The organism is Streptomyces sp. NBC_01508 (assembly GCF_045040315.1).
Classification (GTDB): Bacteria; Actinomycetota; Actinomycetes; order Streptomycetales; family Streptomycetaceae; genus Streptomyces.
On record NZ_CP109419.1, the window covers coordinates 512,942 to 528,888 of the forward strand.

General features: G+C 71.8%; 14 protein-coding genes and 1 pseudogene. 6 read left to right on the forward strand and 9 right to left on the reverse strand.

Annotated features, from left to right (window positions below; all coding sequences use genetic code 11):
* Positions 1-18 precede the first annotated feature (18 nt).
* On the reverse strand, positions 19-564 hold the full coding sequence (locus OG700_RS02300; RefSeq protein WP_405608052.1) for a dihydrofolate reductase family protein: 546 nt from the start codon (positions 562-564) through the stop codon (positions 19-21).
* Between the two features lie 158 nt (positions 565-722).
* Here OG700_RS02300 and OG700_RS02305 point away from each other — a divergent pair, with 158 nt between their 5' ends.
* Positions 723-1,622 (forward strand): LysR family transcriptional regulator, encoded by a 900-nt coding sequence (locus OG700_RS02305; protein ID WP_405608055.1) that lies wholly within the window; start codon positions 723-725, stop codon positions 1,620-1,622.
* 82 nt (positions 1,623-1,704) lie between these two features.
* On the opposite strand, the gene OG700_RS02310 is transcribed toward OG700_RS02305, so the two are convergent.
* The 3 genes from OG700_RS02310 to OG700_RS02320 are packed head-to-tail and all read right to left on the reverse strand — an operon-like array spanning position 1,705 to position 3,221.
* Positions 1,705-2,082: an ArsR/SmtB family transcription factor gene (locus tag OG700_RS02310; RefSeq protein ID WP_405608058.1), complete on the reverse strand. Its 378-nt coding sequence runs from the start codon at positions 2,080-2,082 to the stop codon at positions 1,705-1,707.
* Positions 2,079-2,525 carry an SRPBCC domain-containing protein gene (locus tag OG700_RS02315; protein WP_405608061.1) on the reverse strand — a complete coding sequence of 149 codons (447 nt, stop codon included), beginning with the start codon at positions 2,523-2,525 and terminating at the stop codon, positions 2,079-2,081. The genes OG700_RS02310 and OG700_RS02315 overlap by 4 nt, the downstream gene beginning before the upstream one ends.
* Before the next feature lie 54 nt (positions 2,526-2,579).
* Entirely contained in the window at positions 2,580-3,221 is a 642-nt protein-coding gene (locus tag OG700_RS02320; RefSeq protein ID WP_405608064.1) for a TetR/AcrR family transcriptional regulator, read from the reverse strand.
* 104 nt (positions 3,222-3,325) lie between these two features.
* On the opposite strand from OG700_RS02320, the gene OG700_RS02325 reads away from it, so the two are divergent.
* Entirely contained in the window at positions 3,326-4,246 is a 921-nt protein-coding gene (locus tag OG700_RS02325) for an EamA family transporter (RefSeq protein ID WP_405608067.1), read from the forward strand.
* 83 nt (positions 4,247-4,329) lie between these two features.
* A complete protein-coding gene (locus OG700_RS02330; RefSeq protein ID WP_405608070.1) occupies positions 4,330-5,130 on the forward strand; it encodes an SAM-dependent methyltransferase in 801 nt (266 codons plus the stop codon).
* A 103-nt stretch (positions 5,131-5,233) separates the two neighbouring features.
* On the opposite strand, the gene OG700_RS02335 is transcribed toward OG700_RS02330, so the two are convergent.
* A complete protein-coding gene (locus OG700_RS02335; protein ID WP_405608073.1) occupies positions 5,234-5,806 on the reverse strand; it encodes a snapalysin family zinc-dependent metalloprotease in 573 nt (190 codons plus the stop codon).
* A gap of 339 nt (positions 5,807-6,145) precedes the next feature.
* Between OG700_RS02335 and OG700_RS02340 the strand changes: the two genes are divergently transcribed.
* Positions 6,146-7,603, forward strand: coding sequence for an ankyrin repeat domain-containing protein (locus tag OG700_RS02340; RefSeq protein WP_405608076.1), 1,458 nt, complete (start codon positions 6,146-6,148; stop codon positions 7,601-7,603).
* 509 nt (positions 7,604-8,112) lie between these two features.
* Here OG700_RS02340 and OG700_RS02345 read toward each other — a convergent pair.
* The gene (locus tag OG700_RS02345) at positions 8,113-9,477 is read right to left on the reverse strand and encodes an MFS transporter (RefSeq protein ID WP_405608079.1); all 1,365 of its coding nucleotides are present in this window, start codon (positions 9,475-9,477) and stop codon (positions 8,113-8,115) included.
* A gap of 212 nt (positions 9,478-9,689) precedes the next feature.
* Positions 9,690-10,637, reverse strand: a complete 948-nt coding sequence (locus OG700_RS02350) for a hypothetical protein (protein ID WP_405608082.1) — start codon at positions 10,635-10,637, stop codon at positions 9,690-9,692.
* Positions 10,638-10,810: 173 nt separating this feature from the next.
* Here OG700_RS02350 and OG700_RS02355 point away from each other — a divergent pair.
* Positions 10,811-11,369, forward strand: a pseudogene (locus OG700_RS02355) (enolase C-terminal domain-like protein); the annotation flags it as partial.
* Between the two features lie 40 nt (positions 11,370-11,409).
* Positions 11,410-12,096 carry an NAD(P)-dependent oxidoreductase gene (locus tag OG700_RS02360; RefSeq protein WP_405608085.1) on the forward strand — a complete coding sequence of 229 codons (687 nt, stop codon included), beginning with the start codon at positions 11,410-11,412 and terminating at the stop codon, positions 12,094-12,096.
* Between the two features lie 182 nt (positions 12,097-12,278).
* Here the strand turns inward: OG700_RS02360 and OG700_RS02365 are convergent, their stop codons facing one another.
* A complete protein-coding gene (locus OG700_RS02365) occupies positions 12,279-15,356 on the reverse strand; it encodes a tetratricopeptide repeat protein (protein ID WP_405608088.1) in 3,078 nt (1,025 codons plus the stop codon).
* Complete coding sequence (locus OG700_RS02370; protein WP_405608091.1) at positions 15,353-15,856, reverse strand: hypothetical protein; 504 nt, start codon at positions 15,854-15,856, stop codon at positions 15,353-15,355. Before OG700_RS02370 ends, OG700_RS02365 begins: the two co-directional genes overlap by 4 nt.
* Positions 15,857-15,947 lie beyond the last annotated feature (91 nt).

The window sequence follows — 15,947 nt, forward strand, 5'->3', positions numbered from 1 at the left end:
CTCGCCGGGGCGGAGGTTTCAGGCAGGCCGGTAGGTCAGGTCCACGACGCCGGTGGTGAAGGTGGCGGACCTGGTGAGGGTGAGGGGCACCGGGGCGGTGCCCTCGGGAAAGAGCCGCCCTCCGGTGCCGAGCACGATCGGGTGGACCAGCAGGCGGAGTTCGTCGAGGAGACCGGCGTTCAGCAGTGTCCGGGTCAGGGTGGGACTGCCCGACAGGTGAATGTTCTTTCCGGGGCGCCGCTTGAGCTCGGTCAGGGCCTCAAGGATGTCGCCGCCGATCAGGGTCGAGTTCTCCCATTCGGTCTTGTCCAGGGTGGTCGAGGCGACGAGTTTGCGGATGCCGTTGAGCCGGTCGGCCAGTTCGCCGGCCCGCTGAGGCCAGACGGCGGCGAAGGCCTCGTATGTCGTACGCCCCAGCAGCAGAGTGTCCGCGGCGTCGTGCATCGAATCGACCGCCGTGCCCATCTCCTCGTCCACGTAGGGGAAGTGCCAGGTCTCGGGTGCCTGCACGACGCCGTCCAGCGATATGAACAGCCCGGCCACGATCTTGCGGGCAGGGGTCATCGAAACTCCTCGAAAAATGGGGATGTGTCACGACTCCCACCCTCGGCTTCCCAGAGCCGTCGGGGTGGTGTGTGATCAACGATGACACTCGGAACAGCGCCCATCAACGTACGATCGCGGCACGATCGTTTAGCGGGGCTCAAGGGGGAACGGGAACGGTGCTGGAGAAGCATGAGGTGGAGGTGTTCCTGGCACTGTCCGGGGAATTGCATTTCGGGCGCACCGCGGAACAACTGGGGATCACCACCGGGCGCGTGAGTCAGACCGTCAAGAAGTTGGAGCGGATGATCGGCGCGCCCCTGTTCGAGCGCACGAGCCGCCGGGTGGATCTGACACCGATCGGCCGGCGGTTGGCCGACGACCTGGAGCCGCTGGTCGCCGGCATGAACGACGCCGTGCGCCGGGCCGTCGACGCCGGTCGCGGAATCACCGGCGATCTGCACGTGGGCTTCCTCAGCTCCGTCGCCGGTCAACTGCTGCTGAGATCGATCGCGCTGTTCGGCGAGCGGTACCCCGACTGCGAGGTCCACATCCACGAGGCCCAGGGGCACGACGCCGTGACCCGGCTGCGCGGCGGGGAGATCGATGTCCTGATCACCGACGTCCTGATCGCCTCCCAGCCCGATGTGGCCGCCGGACCGGTCCTGCTGTCCGAGCCGCGGCTGCTGGCGGTGGCGAGTACGCACCCGCTGGCCGGTCACCCCTCCGTGTCCCAGGAGGAGTTGGCCCATCACCCGGTGATCCTGGTCCCCTCCGACATGCCCGACGCCTTCCGGGACGACCGCAATCCCGCACAGACACCATCAGGAGCGACGATCCCCCGCGGCCCGCGCGCCGCCAGCTTCACCGAGACCCTCACCCTGGTCGCCGCACAGCGCGGCGTCTTCCCGGTCGGGGAGAACGTCGCCCGGCTCTACCCCCGCTCCGACATCGCCTACCTCCCGTTCAGCGACGCCCCGCCGGTCCGGTGGGCGCCCATGTGGCTCCGCAGCAACACCACCCACCGCGTCCAGGAGTTCGTCCGGGCGGCGCACGACGCCTGTATCACCGATCGATGAGCACCCCCGTTCCGGTCGTGTGACCGGAACGGGGGTGCCCCTTGCCCTGTCCCCTGCCCTGCCGCTCCTCTTAGCCCCTCCCTTATCCCTCCCCTTGTCTCTTCTCTTGCCCCACCTCGCGCTCCCCCGCTTCCGCGACGCGCTTGATGTTCGCCAAGCGCCGGTCCCAGTCGACCGCGAGCGCGGCCATCCAGCGCGCCGTGGCGTCCAGGGCCGCGGGCCGCACCGCGTACCGCACCTCGCGTCCGACCCGCCCACCGGAGACCAGTCCGGCGGCGTCCAGGACCACGAGGTGCTTGACCACCGCCTGACGTGAGACGGGAAGCCGTTCGGCGAGCGTGGTCGCGGTGACCTCGCCCTGGGCGGCGAGCAGTTCGAGCAACTGACGTCGCGTCGGGTCGGCCAGCGCGACGAGGACGCTGTCGACGGCCTCGCCGGCGCCTCGGGCTTCGTCCGTCACGCCGAAGGCTGTTCCGCACGCGCCTTGAGCGCGCCGAGCTCCTCGGGCCAGCCGATGCTGTTGTCCTTCACCGCCTGGAGGCGCAGCTCCTCGGACCCGCCCAGCGTGGCGAATCCGGTCTCGACGACGCGCAGCCTTGTCTCGTCGCCCTCCGGGGACAACGTGAACTCCACGAGGGTGCTGTTGTTCTCGCGCAGTTCCTCTCCGGGGAAGGCGCTGGCCCAGCGGTACGAGAGGTATGTCGGCGGCTCGACCTTCTCCACGCGCACCGGGAAATCGCCGTACTCGGTGCTCTTCGCCACCATCGACTCGCCTTCCTTCGCCACGGTGCCGGGCAGGCTCGCCTTGTCGGCCACCCAGAAACCGGGTTCGGCCACCAGCGACCAGACGCGCTCCAGGGATGCGGCGATCAGGGTTTCGCGTTCGATCCGGTTCTCGCTCATGGGACTCCTTCGTCACTCGTCACTGCCATTGATGTGCAACTTAAGAGTTGCACATCAAGACTTCAGACGCAACCCCAGGGTTGCGCCTTGGTCGGGCGGTGCCCACTCGGCCCCAACGGCCGCCTGGATCAGCCGACTTGCCACCGCCCGGCCGTGCCGCAGAGGGTCCGGCTCCGACCCTCGGAGCAGGCCGGCCATGGCGCCGTCGTACACGAGCAGCACATCGCGGGCCAGGGCCTCCGGACGGTCGGCGGTGACCGTCGCCGCGAGGTGGTTCAGCCGGGTGCGCAGAAGCGTGGATTCCGCCGCGATCACCTCCTGGGCGGGGTGGTCGGGTGCGGGCAGTTCGGTACGGGTGGCGAGGAAGGCGCAGCCCCGGCCGGGGGTGTACCGCTCGCGGTAGGCCGAGACGGCGCCGAAGAGGGCGAGAAGCTTGTCGGCGGGGGACGCCGCGGCGTCGACGGCTCCCTGCCACGCCTCGTCCCAGCGGTCCAGGCGCCGTCGCAGCGCGGCGACGATCAGGCCGTCCTTTCCGCCGAAGTGCGCGTACAGCGTGCCGGGCGCGACCTGTGCGCGCGCCAGCACCTGATCGACGCTCGTACGGGCGATGCCGTCCCGGCTGAAGAGTTCGTCGGCGGCGTCGAGCAGCCGGTTCCTGGGGGATGCGGCGGGAGTGGCGCCGGTGCGCTGCTTCATGGGCCTACGATAACGAGCGTTACGCTGAAACGCCCGTTACAACGAGACCGGCACGCCCGGCGACACCAGGGACCCCTCCCTCGGACCGAAAGGCGCTCATGCACATGGCCCGTGCGGGGCGCCGACGCGCCGGCCCGTTCCTCGGTGCGGCCCTGGTCCTGGTCAGCTGCCTCAGCGTGCAGGTGTCGGCCGCTGTCTCCGCCACCCTCTTCGACCGGCTGGGCGTTCCCGGCGTGGCAGGCCTGCGCCAGCTCTGCGCCGCCCTGGTCCTGCTGGTGCTCGTACGCCCCCGGATCCGTGGGCGTACCCGGCGGGAGTGGTCGGGCATCGCCGTGTACGGGGCGGCGATGGCCACCATGAACGTGGCCTTCTACCACGCGGTGGACCGTCTCCCCCTCGGCGTGGCGGCCACGCTGCTCTTCCTCGGGCCGTTCGCGGTCGCGGTGGCCTCCGTGCGCGTGGTGCGGGACGCCGTCCTGCCCGCGGCCGGACTGGCGGGTGTCGTCCTCGTGACGCGGCCCGGCGGAACGGCGGACTGGGCCGGCATCTCCTTCGGCCTGCTCGCCGCGCTGGCCCTCGCCGTGTACACCGTCTTCGCGCGGCGCGTGGGCCGGACGTCCACAGGACTGGACGGACTGGCCCTGTCGGTCGGCATGTCGGCGGTGCTGCTGCTCCCCTTCTCCGCCTCCGCGGTCCCTGCCGTGCGGGGCTCCGACTGGGCCCTCGTCGCCGTCTCCGGCGGCATCGGTGTCGCCCTCGCCTTCACGCTGGATTTCGTGGCCGTCAAGGTCGCCACCGCCCCCGTCGTCGCGACGCTGTTCTCCCTCGACCCCGTGATGGGGGCGCTGGTCGGCGCCGTCGCACTCGACGAGAGCCTCTCCGCCCCGGTGCTCACCGGCATCGCACTGATCGTGTCCGCGGGTGCCGCGGTGACCTGGCGCGCGGGAAGGGCACCACCCGGCGCCGACGAGCACGGCGGGCCAACTCCCGTACGCCGCTCGGCTCGTACGGACCACCGCGGCTGAGGCGACCCCGTCGCCGCAGGGCGTACGACCGGCGAAGTACCGTCTGTCGTGATGTCCCGTCAGCGGCAAGGAGTGGAGCGGCGATGCACAGCCCGGCACACCGGATCGACACCACGCGAGCGCATTCGGCGCGGGTGTACGACTACATCCTCGGCGGCAAGGACCACTATCCGGTCGACGTCGAGGCGGGCGACGCGATGTGCCGGCACTGGCCCGCCCTGCCCGTACACATGCGGGAGAACCGCCGCTTCATGCACCGCGCCGGCCACTACCTCGCCCGGGAGAAGGGCATACGGCAGTTCCTCGACATCGGCACGGGCCTGCCCACCTCGCCGAACCTGCACGAGGTCGTCCAGGACGTCGCGCCCGAATCCCACGTGGTGTACGTCGACAACGACCCCATCGTGCTCGCCCACGCCCGCGCGCTGCTGAACAGCACACCCGAAGGCGCCACCGCCTACGTCGACGCCGACATGCGGGACCCGGACGCCGTCACGCGGAGCCCGCAGTTCCGGGAGCTGCTGAATCCGGACGAGCCGGTCGGGCTCATGATCATCGGCATCATGCACTTCATCGAGCCGCCCGACGACCAACCGCTCGTGCGACGCCTGTTGGAGCCGCTTCCGCCCGGCAGCTACCTGGCGATGACGATCGGCACCGGCGACTTCGCCCCCGAGGAGGTCGGCCGCGTCGCCGACGAGTACAACCGGCAGAACATGCCGATGGTGCTGCGCGACCTGCCCACCGCCACGTCCTTCTTCGACGGCATGGACCTGGTCGAGCCCGGCGTCACCCAGGTCCACAAGTGGCGGCCCGGCGCCGGCCAGCACCAGGTCGACGACCGCGACATCGCGATGTACGGCGCGGTCGCGCTCAAGCCCTGAGAACTGAGCACTGAGCACTGAGCACTGAACGCTCCCGGGCAGGTACGCCCCGGAACGCGATCCGCGCTCCGGGGCGTACGGTCACTCACGCACGGGCATCGGGTCAGTCCACGATCATGGTGTTGAGCGGCACCGCTCCGGCCTTCGGCGCGAACGAGCCGCCGAAGTACCCTTCCACCTCGGCCTTCTCGGCCGTATTCGGGTAGGCGTTCGTGCACGTGGTGCCCGCGCTGGAACCGGACATCAGGCTCGTGCAGGGACCGGGCTTGCGGTCCGGCAGGCCCAGGATGTGGCCCAGTTCGTGTGACGAGATACGGATCGTGTTGTGCCCCTCGTTCACCGCCTGCCGTCCGATCCAGACGGTTCCGTTGCCCAGCGAGGTGGTGAGAGCGCGGGGCCAGCCGTTGTCCGCCAGGACTCGTATGTTGGCGGACTGGCCGGCGGCGGCCGGCCGCAGTTCGACAGCGGCGACACTCTCGTTCCAGATCGCCGCGCCCCGATCGACCGCGGACCTGAACTCCGCGGAACCGCTGGCGTCGTAGGTCACCACACGGGCGGCCACGGCCCGGTCCGCGTCCGCGTCCGCGGAAGGAGCGGCCAGAGCCTGGCCACCCATCAGGGAAAAGGTCACGGCCAGGGCGGCGGCGAGCCCGCCGGTCAACTTACGGACGTGCATGGTCGACCTCCTTGCAGGAGAGAAAGTCATGGGCATGACACAACTTCCCCTGCTCACTGCCCAGCGAGGACGGACACCAATCCGTCAATCCGACGCCCCCATCGCGCTCCAACACCGCCCGCATATCGGCCAGTTGGGCGTCGCCGGCCCTTCCGCCGGCCGGCGGGGCGCGGCGCGCCGTGTGGCCATTGTGCTGCGTGGGCGTACCATGTGAGGGCGTTCAGGGCGTTTCCGGTCCGCGGGAAGGGCAAAGCCCACCTGGCACATGTCGAACAGCACGGCCCGACCTCTTTCCGGCCTGTTCAAGCGGACACCAGGCGCAGACGGAAGGGGGCCGTTGTGCCCATCCAGAACCTGCCCGACCATCCCCATCTCGAACAGCTGCGCAAGCAGGCCAAGACGCTCCTTCGGCAGGTGAAGGCCGGGGAGCCCGAGGGGCTCGGGCTCGTCGCCGAGTTCCATCCCCGGCCGCCGGAGACGTTCAAGCTGGCCGACGCGCAGCTCGTCACCGCCCGGATGCACGGTTTCGCGAGCTGGCCCCGGCTCAAGGAGCACATCGGCACCGTCGCACGGTATTCCCGTTCGCCGCACCGTGCCCCGGAGAGCGGCGAGCCGTCGGAGGAGTTTCTGCGGCTCGCGTGCCTGACCTACGGTACGGACGACGCCGACCGGACCCGGGAAGCCGGCCTGCTGCGGGCCGGGCATCCGGGGCTGGCCACCGCGAACGTCTTCACCATGGCGGCGACCGGCTCGGCCGACGCGCTGGGCGACACGCTGGCCCGGAATCCGTCGCTCGCCCGCACGCAGGGCGGCCCCTTCGGCTGGGAACCGCTGCTGTACCTGGCCTACGCGCGTCTTGAGGCGCCCGGCCGGTACGAGGCGGCGGCCCGGCTGCTCCTGGCGCACGGCGGCGACCCGAACGCGGGATTCCTGTGGGAGGGGCTGACCTCGCCCTTCACCGCGCTCACCGGCGCCTTCGGCGGCGGCGAGGGCGATCAGCCGCCGCACCCGCAAGGTCCGGCGCTGGCGCGGCTGTTGCTGGAGGCGGGCGCGGACCCGAACGACAGCCAGACCCTGTACAACCTCGGCCTCGGCGGCTCCTTCTCGGACGACCCCGCCCACCTTCGGCCGCTGCTGGAGTTCGGCCTCGGCCACGGTGACGGCGGACCGTGGAAGGCACGGCTCGGGCCGACCATGCCGTCCCCGCGTCAGCTGCTGCGTGACGAGCTGGCCACGGCCGCGCTGCGCGGTGGCCCCCGGCGCGCCCGCCTGCTCCTCGCGTACGGGGCCGAGGTGGACGGCATCGGCGGGCATCCGGCGTACGGCGGGCGCACACCGTACGAGCTGGCCCTGCTGGGCGGACACACCGAGGTCGCGGACATCCTCGCCGCGGCCGGCGCCTGCGCCGTACTGGACGAGGTGGACGCGTTCACGGCCGCGTGCATGCGCGCCGACGCCGACGCGGTGGCCGGTTTCGGCCCCGACCTGGCGGCGCGGGTCCTCGCCCGGTCCCCCGAGTTGATCAATGAGGCGGCCGGGCAGCGCAAGGCGACGGCCGTAAGGCTGCTCGCCGGGCTCGGCTTCGACGTGAACCACCGTCGCGGCGGCAGCCCGCTGCACGCGGCGGCCTGGAACGACGACGTGGAGACGGCCAGGACACTGATCGAGCTCGGCGCCGACCCGACGGTCAAGGACACCGAGCACGACGCGACCGCGCTCGGCTGGGCCGAATACGGAGACAACCACCGAGTGGCGGCCTATCTGCGGGATCTGCCGGCACGAGGCAGGCAGGGGTAACGCGGGCGGTCGGCCGGGTGCGGTGACCGGAAGGGGTCACCGGGGCCGTCCGGTGGGCCGGTCCGTCCTCAATCGCCGGACGGGCTTGATGGGTTCCGGCCGGTGGTCGGGTGTCCTCAATCGCCGGACGGGCTGGATATGCGGCCCGACCGGCGCTTGAGGGCCTAGGGCGTGTTGCGAAAGTAGCGCCGTCCGCCCGAAGGGCGGGGCCGACGGCGTCTGGTGCGTGCGATCGCAAGGCGGAGGATCGTTCTCGTACTGGACGTACTTGGATGATTCCGACAACGCGGCGAGTGTGCGTGCCAGGCGTCGTCGGCCAGGCGGGACTTTCGCAACATGCCCTAGGGTCTTTCGTTTGGATCTTGCCGGGCTCGCGGTCCCTGGCACCGCGCCTCGCCGCGTTGACGGCGGAAGGGCAGGCACGGCTCCCGCCGTGCCTCCCTCCTCCGCCTTGCGATCCACGGCACCAGACCCCGCTCCCTCATCCGGCCTGATCCAAACGAAAGACCCTAGCTGTCCGGCGCCGCCTCGTCACGTGCCGCGAGCAGGAGTCCGACCGCCGCCGCCACCACCCCGATCAGCGCGTAGAGGAAGGCGGTTCGGAAGCCGTCGACGCCCGCGTCGCCGACGGCGACTCCCACCAGTACCGCGAGCCCGAGCGAGCCGCCCAGTTGGTCCACCGAACGCTGGACGCCCGCCGCGGTCCCCGCGTCGTGCTCGCCGACGCCCTGGAGCGCGGCGTTCTGGAGGGCGAGCAGGCCGACGCCCATGCCGGCCGCCACACCGACCATGCCCGGCAGCACATCGACGGCGTAGGCGCCCTCGTCGGGGAGCCGGGCCAGCCAGGCGAGGCCCGCCGCCGTGAGCGCCAAGCCCACCAGTGCGGTGTGTTTCACGCCGATCGCGCCGATGAGGCGGGGCACCTGGGTGATGACCAGCAGCAGTACGGCGCAGAACGGCAGAAAGGCCAGTCCCGCCCGCAGCGGACCGAGCGAGAGTACGTCCTGCATGTAGAGCGTGAGCAGGAAGAACGCGGTGGACAGTGCCGCGCTCAGCAGGATGGTCACGGCGTTCGCCACCGCCCGGGTGCGGTGCGCGAAGAAGGAGAGCGGTACGAGCGGATGCTTCGTACGCGCCTCGACGGCCACGAAGGCGATCAGCAGCAGCGCACCCGCCGCGATCGCCCAAGGTGCCGACTCCAGTACTCCGTACACCAGGCTGAGCGGGCCCGCCGTCAGCAGCACGGCGCCCGGCAGATCGAGGCGTTCGGTGCGCACGCGTGGTCCGTCGGCCGGCACCAGCCTCGGCGTGATCAGCAGCACCAGCGCCGCGAGCGGCACGTTGATGCCGAAGATCCAGCGCCAGTGCAGGAGTTCGGTGATCACACCGGACAGCAGCACACCGGCGACGAGCCCGCTCGCGGAGATCCCGCCCCAGATGCCGAGCGCCTTGGCCCGTTCACGGGGTTCGGGGAAGAGCAGCGCGATGAGCGACATCGCGGCGGGTGACGCCAGCGCCTCGCCCGCGCCCTGGGCGAAGCGGGCGCCGATCAGCGTCGGGAGGTCGGGGGCCAGCCCCGCGGCGAGCGAGGCGAGCGCGAACAGGGCGGCGCCGAGCAGGAACATCCGCCGTCTGCCGAGCAGATCGGTGACCCGGCCGCCGAGCAGCAGCAGACCGCCGCCGACCAGGGTGTAGCCGGTGACGACCCAGGAGAGTGAGGCGGTCGGGGCGTGGAACTGCCCGCCGATGGTCGGCAGCGCCACGTTGACGACGGTGACGTCGACGGCGATGAGGAACTGGAGGAGGGAGAGCAGCGCGAGCGCCGGCATCCGACGGTCGGGTGGGCACACGCGTGCCTCGGGAAAGGTGTTCATGAAGTGGGTACTCCAGGCTGCGGGACAGTACGACCTCAGGTCGTAGGACGCGTCCGTGCCGGTACGACGAACAGACCCCACCGGCCGGGACCGGTGCGGCTGTGGCCGTGGAACGGCACACCTGGAACTACTTCGTGACTGCGACACCCATGCGGGAATCGTAACGGCGCCCCCGGCCCCGCGTCGAACCGGGGGCGGCCGTCTCGCGGCCCTCAGCCCTCGGACGCGTCGGCGAGCACCCCCGCGAGTGACACTCGCAGCCGCTCGTAGCCCGGGGCCAGCCGGCCCAGCCTCGCCACCAACTCCTGGTCGTCCCCGATGACCAGCGGTTCCTGGAGGGATCCGACGTGCTGGGACAGTTCGGCCGCCGCCGCGGCGGGGCCGGGCAGGTCCAGCAGGGAGAGGCACGCGGACGCGTCGGAGAGGCGGCGTGCGCCCACCCGGATCGCGAAGGAACCCAGCAGGTGCCGAGTGTCCCGCTCAAGCCCCCGCTCCACGAGGCCGGCGAAGGCGTCGACCCCTCCGGCACCGCCGAGCGTGCCGGGCGGGACGGGCAGGTCGTCACGGCCGGACAGCCACCCGACGGCGCGCGGCAGCGACCGCCGAAGGGCCTCGGCCGCGGTCACCTTCCGCTCCCGTACGAAGTCCGACCGCATCACGTACGGCAGGTCGGTGTAGTCGACCGTGTCCGCCCGCCACGCGTCGAGGAACGCCGATGCCGACAGCGTCGCGTAGGGGTGTCCTTGCGGGTCGTGCAGCAGTACGGCTCCGTCGTCGGCGGCGAGCACCACCACGTAGTGGTCCCCGAAGCCCGGCGAGGGGGTACCCAGCCGGTAGAGCAGAAGTCCCATGTCGATGGGGCCCGCCAGCACCGGGCCCCGGGCGCAGGCGGCCATCAGCCGGGCGTGGGCTTCCGCCGGGGTGCCTCCGGCGGTGTGTGCGCAGCGCAGACCCAGGACGTCGACGGCCTCGTCGAGGCCGCGCTCCGGATCCCAGCCGTAGGGGTCGAACAGCGGCAGGTTGCCTCCGATCAGCTGGAACCCGAAGGGCGAGCCGGTCAGTGTCTCGATCACGGCGGACGGGGGCAGCTCATGGGCTCCCGCGGCCATCGCCAGCGAGTGGGTGTAGCAGTAGGGGCCGGAGCCTTGGTAGGAGATCACGCGGAGCCTTCCGTCGATCGGCAGTGGAGGGCCAGTCCAGAGGTTCACACCGGGGGAAGGTCAACCGATACCCGGCCCCTTCGTTTTCATTTGTGGTAATTGTCTATATATGTGGACGAAAGGGGCTAGGCTGCCGCCGTATCCACCGTCGTAACCACCGGAGGTACCAGGGTGCGATCAAGGCGCTGCGCGGGGCCTTTCCCGATCACCCGCCGCGGATCGACCCCCAACGCCGCCTGGAGCGTGGAGACGTCGATCCGGGTCGGCAAGGAACTCAACGGAGTGATCGAGTACTTGGAGGACCCGACCGCCGGCATCGGCGGGATGTCCAGGGTCGAGCGTGAGGTGCCGATGCCACTCGCCACCAACATGTGCGTGGTGGCCTTCGACCAGGTCAAGCCCGCCGTCACACAGGACGCGGTGCCAGTGGTCCTCTCCGACCACCACTTCTGGGGCGGTCTGGGACGCTCCCGCACGCTCGCCGGTATCTGCGACGCGCACTGGCCGTGGAAGAGCCCCGACGAGGACGTCATCGCGCCCGGCGCGCTGACCTTCCGTAACGGATCGGTGGCGGTGCCGACCGCCCCGGGCCTGGGGGTCGAACTCGACCGCGACGCCCTGGCCCGGCTGCACGAGCAGTACCTGGCGTGCGGCATCCGGCAGCGCGACGACACCGGGTACTTCCGCCGCACCGAACCGGACTTCGACCCGACGCCGCCGCGATGGTTATGAGACGACGGACGTCCCGCGCGCCCGCGCACGCGGGATCGAGGTGAGCAACACCCCCGACGTACTCACCGACTGTGTGGCCGACCTCGCCGTGGGCGCGCTGATCGACGTGCTGCGCGGGCTCTCCGCCGCCGACCGCTACGTCCGCCGGGGCGACTGGGTGCCGGGCGGCTTCCCCCTCACCACCAAGGTGAGCGGAAAACGGGTCGGCATTCTCGGCCTCGGCCGGATCGGCCGCGCGATCGCCCGCCGGCTCGAAGGATTCGGCGTCGAGCTGACCTACCACTCGCGCACCGCGGCGGACGACGTGCCGTACGGCTACGCCGACTCGCCGCGCGCACTCGCCGCCGGGGCCGACGTGCTCGTGCTCGTGATCGCGGCGGCCGGTGGTGCCGGCACCCGGGGCCTGGTCTCCGCGGACGTGCTCGAAGCGCTCGGGCCACGGGGCTATCTGGTCAATATCGCGCGGGGCAGTGTGATCGACGAACCGGCGCTGGTCACCGCCCTCGTCGCAGGCGGCATCGCAGGCGCAGCGCTCGACGTCTTCGCCGACGAACCGCGTATGCCGCCGGCCCTGCTGGGACTCGACACCGTGGTGCTCCTGCCGCACATCGCCAGCGGCACCCACGAGACCCGCGAGGCCATGGGGGAACTCGCCTTCCGCAATCTCCACCAGTTCATGACCGAGGGCACCCTGGTCACCCCCGTACCGGCGCCGCGTATGGCGTGACGCCGGGACAGGACCTGGGGTCTGTCGTTTGGATCAGGCTGGATCAGGGAGCGGGGTCTGGTGCGTGCGGTCTCAAGGCGGAGGAGGGAGGCATGGCGGGAGCGGTGCCTCCCCGTCCGCCGTCAACGCGGCGAGCGTGCGTGCCAGGGACCGCGAGCCCAGCGAGATCCGAACGACAGGCCCTACGGCGGTGAGGCGGTGCGGCGGGCCTTCGCCCCGGCGAGGAGTCGCTTCGCCGCGCGCCGCACCTCCCGGGCCTCGCGACGGCGGCCGACCCCTTTGAGCATCGTGGCCAGCGTGTCCACGTCCCAGCCCAGTCGCTCGCCGTGCGTCTCGGGATCCTCCGTGGCGAGTTCGCGGGCGAGTTCGACCGCTCGTTCCACCGTCTCGACGGCCTCCGCCCGTCGGCCCGCCCACCACAGCTGCCACCCGAACTGCTTCAACTCCAGCAGATAGCCCAGCTCGTGGGCCACCGGATCGGCGTCGGCGAGCCGGAGGTCGACTCCCAGGGCCTCCTCCAGGATCGCCAGATCAGGCGTCGGCCCGCGTCGGGCGTGGAGCCGTAGCAGCAGGGTGAGTTCGGGACCGTAGCGCGTCACCTCGGTGACGCTCAGATGGCGGTACAGGGTGATCATCGCGTCCTCGGCGACAACGCTGGCTTCGCCGCCGTACGTCACGCCTTCCGGCGCCGGACGCGTGTGCCGGCGAGGATCGGTGCGGTCGGTGACGACCTGCGCCTCACGGGCGGTGATCACCGCCTCGTCCGGCAGGCCCACGGCCTTCTGCACATTGCTGAGTACCCCGAGATAGCCGGCCAGGTCGGCGTCCAGCGCGGCCGGATTGGCCCGCGCCGCGCGGCGGGCGATCTCCACCGCCTCGGTGGCGGCCTCCAGCGCCTCCGCGCGCCAGCCACGCGTCCGAGCCATCTCCCGCGTGAAAGGCAGGTGCTGGTCCCTGATCAGGTCCTCGTCGCTCCGGCCCCAGCTCGCCAGCATCTGGGCCTTGTTGGCCAGCGCCTGGGCCAGCATCCCCTCGTGTGCGGCCGGCGTCCCTCGGGCCAGGGGGCGCAGCAGGTCCACCGCCCGCCGGGTCGCGGCGAGCGCGCCGTCGAGGCGCAGCGCGCGGTGCAGGGCGCTGCCGAAGTTGAGCAGGGTGACCGCCAGGTCGTGGCCGTACGCGCCGGGCCGGGACGCCGCCAGCCCGGCGTACAGGTCCAGGGCCTCGCTGTCGGCCGTCAGCGCTTCCAGCCACCGGCCGGCGGTGCCGAGGCGGTTGGCGTAGTTGGACAGGGACAGCGCCAGGTCGGCGGTGTCGACTTCGTGCCCCGGTCGCAGCCGGCGGCGCCGGATCTCCACCGCCGACTCGATCGCCCGCAGCGCCTCGTCGATGCGGCGCTCCCGGTGCAGACCGCCGGAGAGGTTGTTCAGGGCACGGGCCAGGTCGGGTTCGTGGGCGTCGGGATCGGTGCGGGCGAGGCCGCGGTAGAGCTCGATCGCCCGTTCTTCGGCGGCCAGGCTCTCGTCGTACCGTCCGGCCCCGCCGAGACTCCAGCCGAGGTTGAGATACACGGCGGCGTGCGCCGCCGGGTCGTCGGTCGCCGCCAGCCGGTGCTCGGCGAGCCGCACGGCCAGGACGGCTGCGGCCGGGTCGAGTTCGGCGTCGTCGCGGTGCGGTACGTACGCCTCGATCTGCTCCAGCAGGCCGATGTCGATGTCGTCCAGGCCCACGAGCGTGCCCAGCGCGGCGCCGCCGGCGGCGACGGCCAGCCAGGGCGCCTCGCGCAGCAGCGGATACAGGTGTACCGCTCGCAGGTGCGGCCAGCGGGCGGCGCCGCTGGCCAGGACGGTCATCGCGTGCGGCAGCCAGGGGTTGGGCGCGGCGCGGTCGGGGTCCGGGGCGGAGTGCGGGTCCGGGTGCAGCGCGTTGAGCGGGAGCAGTGCGTTGAGCGCGGGTGGTGCCCAGTCGTGGGCCGGGTAGTCGGCGCGGTGGCCCGGCAGGGTGAGGGCGACGAAGTCCTCGGCCAGCCGGTCGGGTGTCAGCGGTTCGAGGACGATGGGCCACGCGGGGTCGGTCTGGCCGGTACGGTCCGCGACGTCCGCGACGTCCGCCAGGTCTGTCGCCGGGTAGCACACCGCGTGGTCGTCGAGCACGGTGTCGGTGGGCAGCGGCAGCGCGAGCGAGGCGAGCGCCGCGGTGCCGGTGGGCCGTTCGACCGCGCCGGTGAGGGCGGCGGCGAAGACGGCGCGGTTCATCACGGCGGGGGGTGTGCGGTGGCCGGGCGTGTCGGAGAGCCGGAACCAGTGCCGTTGCTCCCGGTCGAGCAGATACGTCGTCAGGCCCGCCTCGTCGGTGGGCGGACGCTGTCCGTCGCGGTGGGCGTCCACGGCCGCCAGGGCCGCCATGTGCACGGTCAGGGTGAGCCCGAACTCCGGTCCCGACAGCGGCACCGGCGGCCCGACCGTCTCGGGCGCCGTAAGTCCGTAACGCGCGGCGAACGCGTCACGCGCCGCACGGAACATGCCACTCCGGTCACCGCTCCCCCGGCCTTCCTCCCCCTCTCCCTCCCTCTCCCCCTCCCCTTGGAATTCACCTTCGCCGGACAGTGGTTCCAGCGTCTGACGTGAGGTCGCCGCCTGTACGTCCGCGAGCGTCGCGCGCACGGCGGGCCACATGGTGGTGTCGCGCGCCACGAGCAGCACCCGGGCCGGCAGATCGGAGCGGTGCAGCAGCGCGTTGCTGAGCAGCCAGGCCAGATCGGGCAGCGGCCAGTGGTCCGCGTAGTCGACGATCACCAGTACCCCGGCGGCGTGTTCCGCGCGCAGATCCTGGCTGCCCGGTGGCGGCAGTACGGTGCCGGGCCCGTGCACCGCGGCCACGACGAGCCACCCGGCGGCGGCCGACTCGGCGGCCAGGCGCGCGGCGAGACGGCTCTTGCCCTGCCCGCCGGGGCCGTGCAGCCAGCGTGCCGCCAGCCTCCGGGGCGCGTCCCGCCAGCCACGCAGCTCCGCGAGGTCGTGCTCGCGGCCGGTGAACGGCACCACCTCGTGCCGGGCGCTCAGCATTCTGCTGGGCAGTTCACGCAGCCACTCGGGGTCCGACACGGGCGCGCCCTGCCAGGTCCGCAGGACGTAGACGGGACGGCCGTCGCCGAAGACGTGGATGTCCGCGCCGACCACCCCGTACGCGAACCCGCCTTCCGCACGCACCACTTGACGGGCGGATGGCTCGGGGTACGCGCCGTGCGGCGCCGTGTCGCTCACGCCGGGGAGCTGTCCCCGGGCGCGGTGTCACCGGGCACCGCGCCACCCGGCGCCGGGTCGCCCGGCGCCGTCTCCCCGGCCGTGGCGTACCGGTGGATATGGACGCTGCTGCCCGGCCCCTGCGTCCCGAACGCCGTGCCTCCCGAGTGCGCCGTGACGTTCTGCGTCCAGTGGTGCTCGGTACGGGGCAGCCCGGCGGCCACCTCCTCCACCACCCGGCGCAACTCCTCGGTGGCCTCCGGGTGTTCACGCAGCAGTGCCGCCAAGCGCCGGGCCCAGGGCCGCACCAGCTCCTCGCGTACCCCTTCCGTGTCCTCCTCGTCGGCCACCAGGTGCGCGTCCCCGTCGAGTTGGACCGCGATCGCCGTCACCTCGTCGTCACCACGACGCCCGAACAGCTCCGCGACCCTGGCGCGCGCACTCTCCCACCCGCTGGTGGCCATGGCCGCCACGATCGTCGTCGCGCCCGTCATCACCAGCGCCGACATCGGATCCGTCATTGCGTTCCCCCTGAACTCCCTGGTGTGTGAAAGTCAGCGTAATGCCGGGCAGAAGAGCACGGCATGAGGAACATCCCTTCCAACGGCACCA

Bases quoted from the DNA above. Each gene is read 5' to 3' on its own strand.
- OG700_RS02300 (WP_405608052.1), bottom strand. From the start codon at position 564: ATGACCCCTGCCCGCAAGATCGTGGCCGGGCTGTTCATATCGCTGGAC.
- OG700_RS02315 (WP_405608061.1), bottom strand. From the start codon at position 2,525: ATGAGCGAGAACCGGATCGAACGCGAAACCCTGATCGCCGCATCCCTG.
- OG700_RS02320 (WP_405608064.1), bottom strand. From the start codon at position 3,221: ATGAAGCAGCGCACCGGCGCCACTCCCGCCGCATCCCCCAGGAACCGG.
- OG700_RS02325 (WP_405608067.1), top strand. From the start codon at position 3,326: ATGGCCCGTGCGGGGCGCCGACGCGCCGGCCCGTTCCTCGGTGCGGCC.
- OG700_RS02330 (WP_405608070.1), top strand. From the start codon at position 4,330: ATGCACAGCCCGGCACACCGGATCGACACCACGCGAGCGCATTCGGCG.
- OG700_RS02335 (WP_405608073.1), bottom strand. From the start codon at position 5,806: ATGCACGTCCGTAAGTTGACCGGCGGGCTCGCCGCCGCCCTGGCCGTG.
- OG700_RS02345 (WP_405608079.1), bottom strand. From the start codon at position 9,477: ATGAACACCTTTCCCGAGGCACGCGTGTGCCCACCCGACCGTCGGATG.
- OG700_RS02370 (WP_405608091.1), bottom strand. From the start codon at position 15,856: ATGACGGATCCGATGTCGGCGCTGGTGATGACGGGCGCGACGACGATC.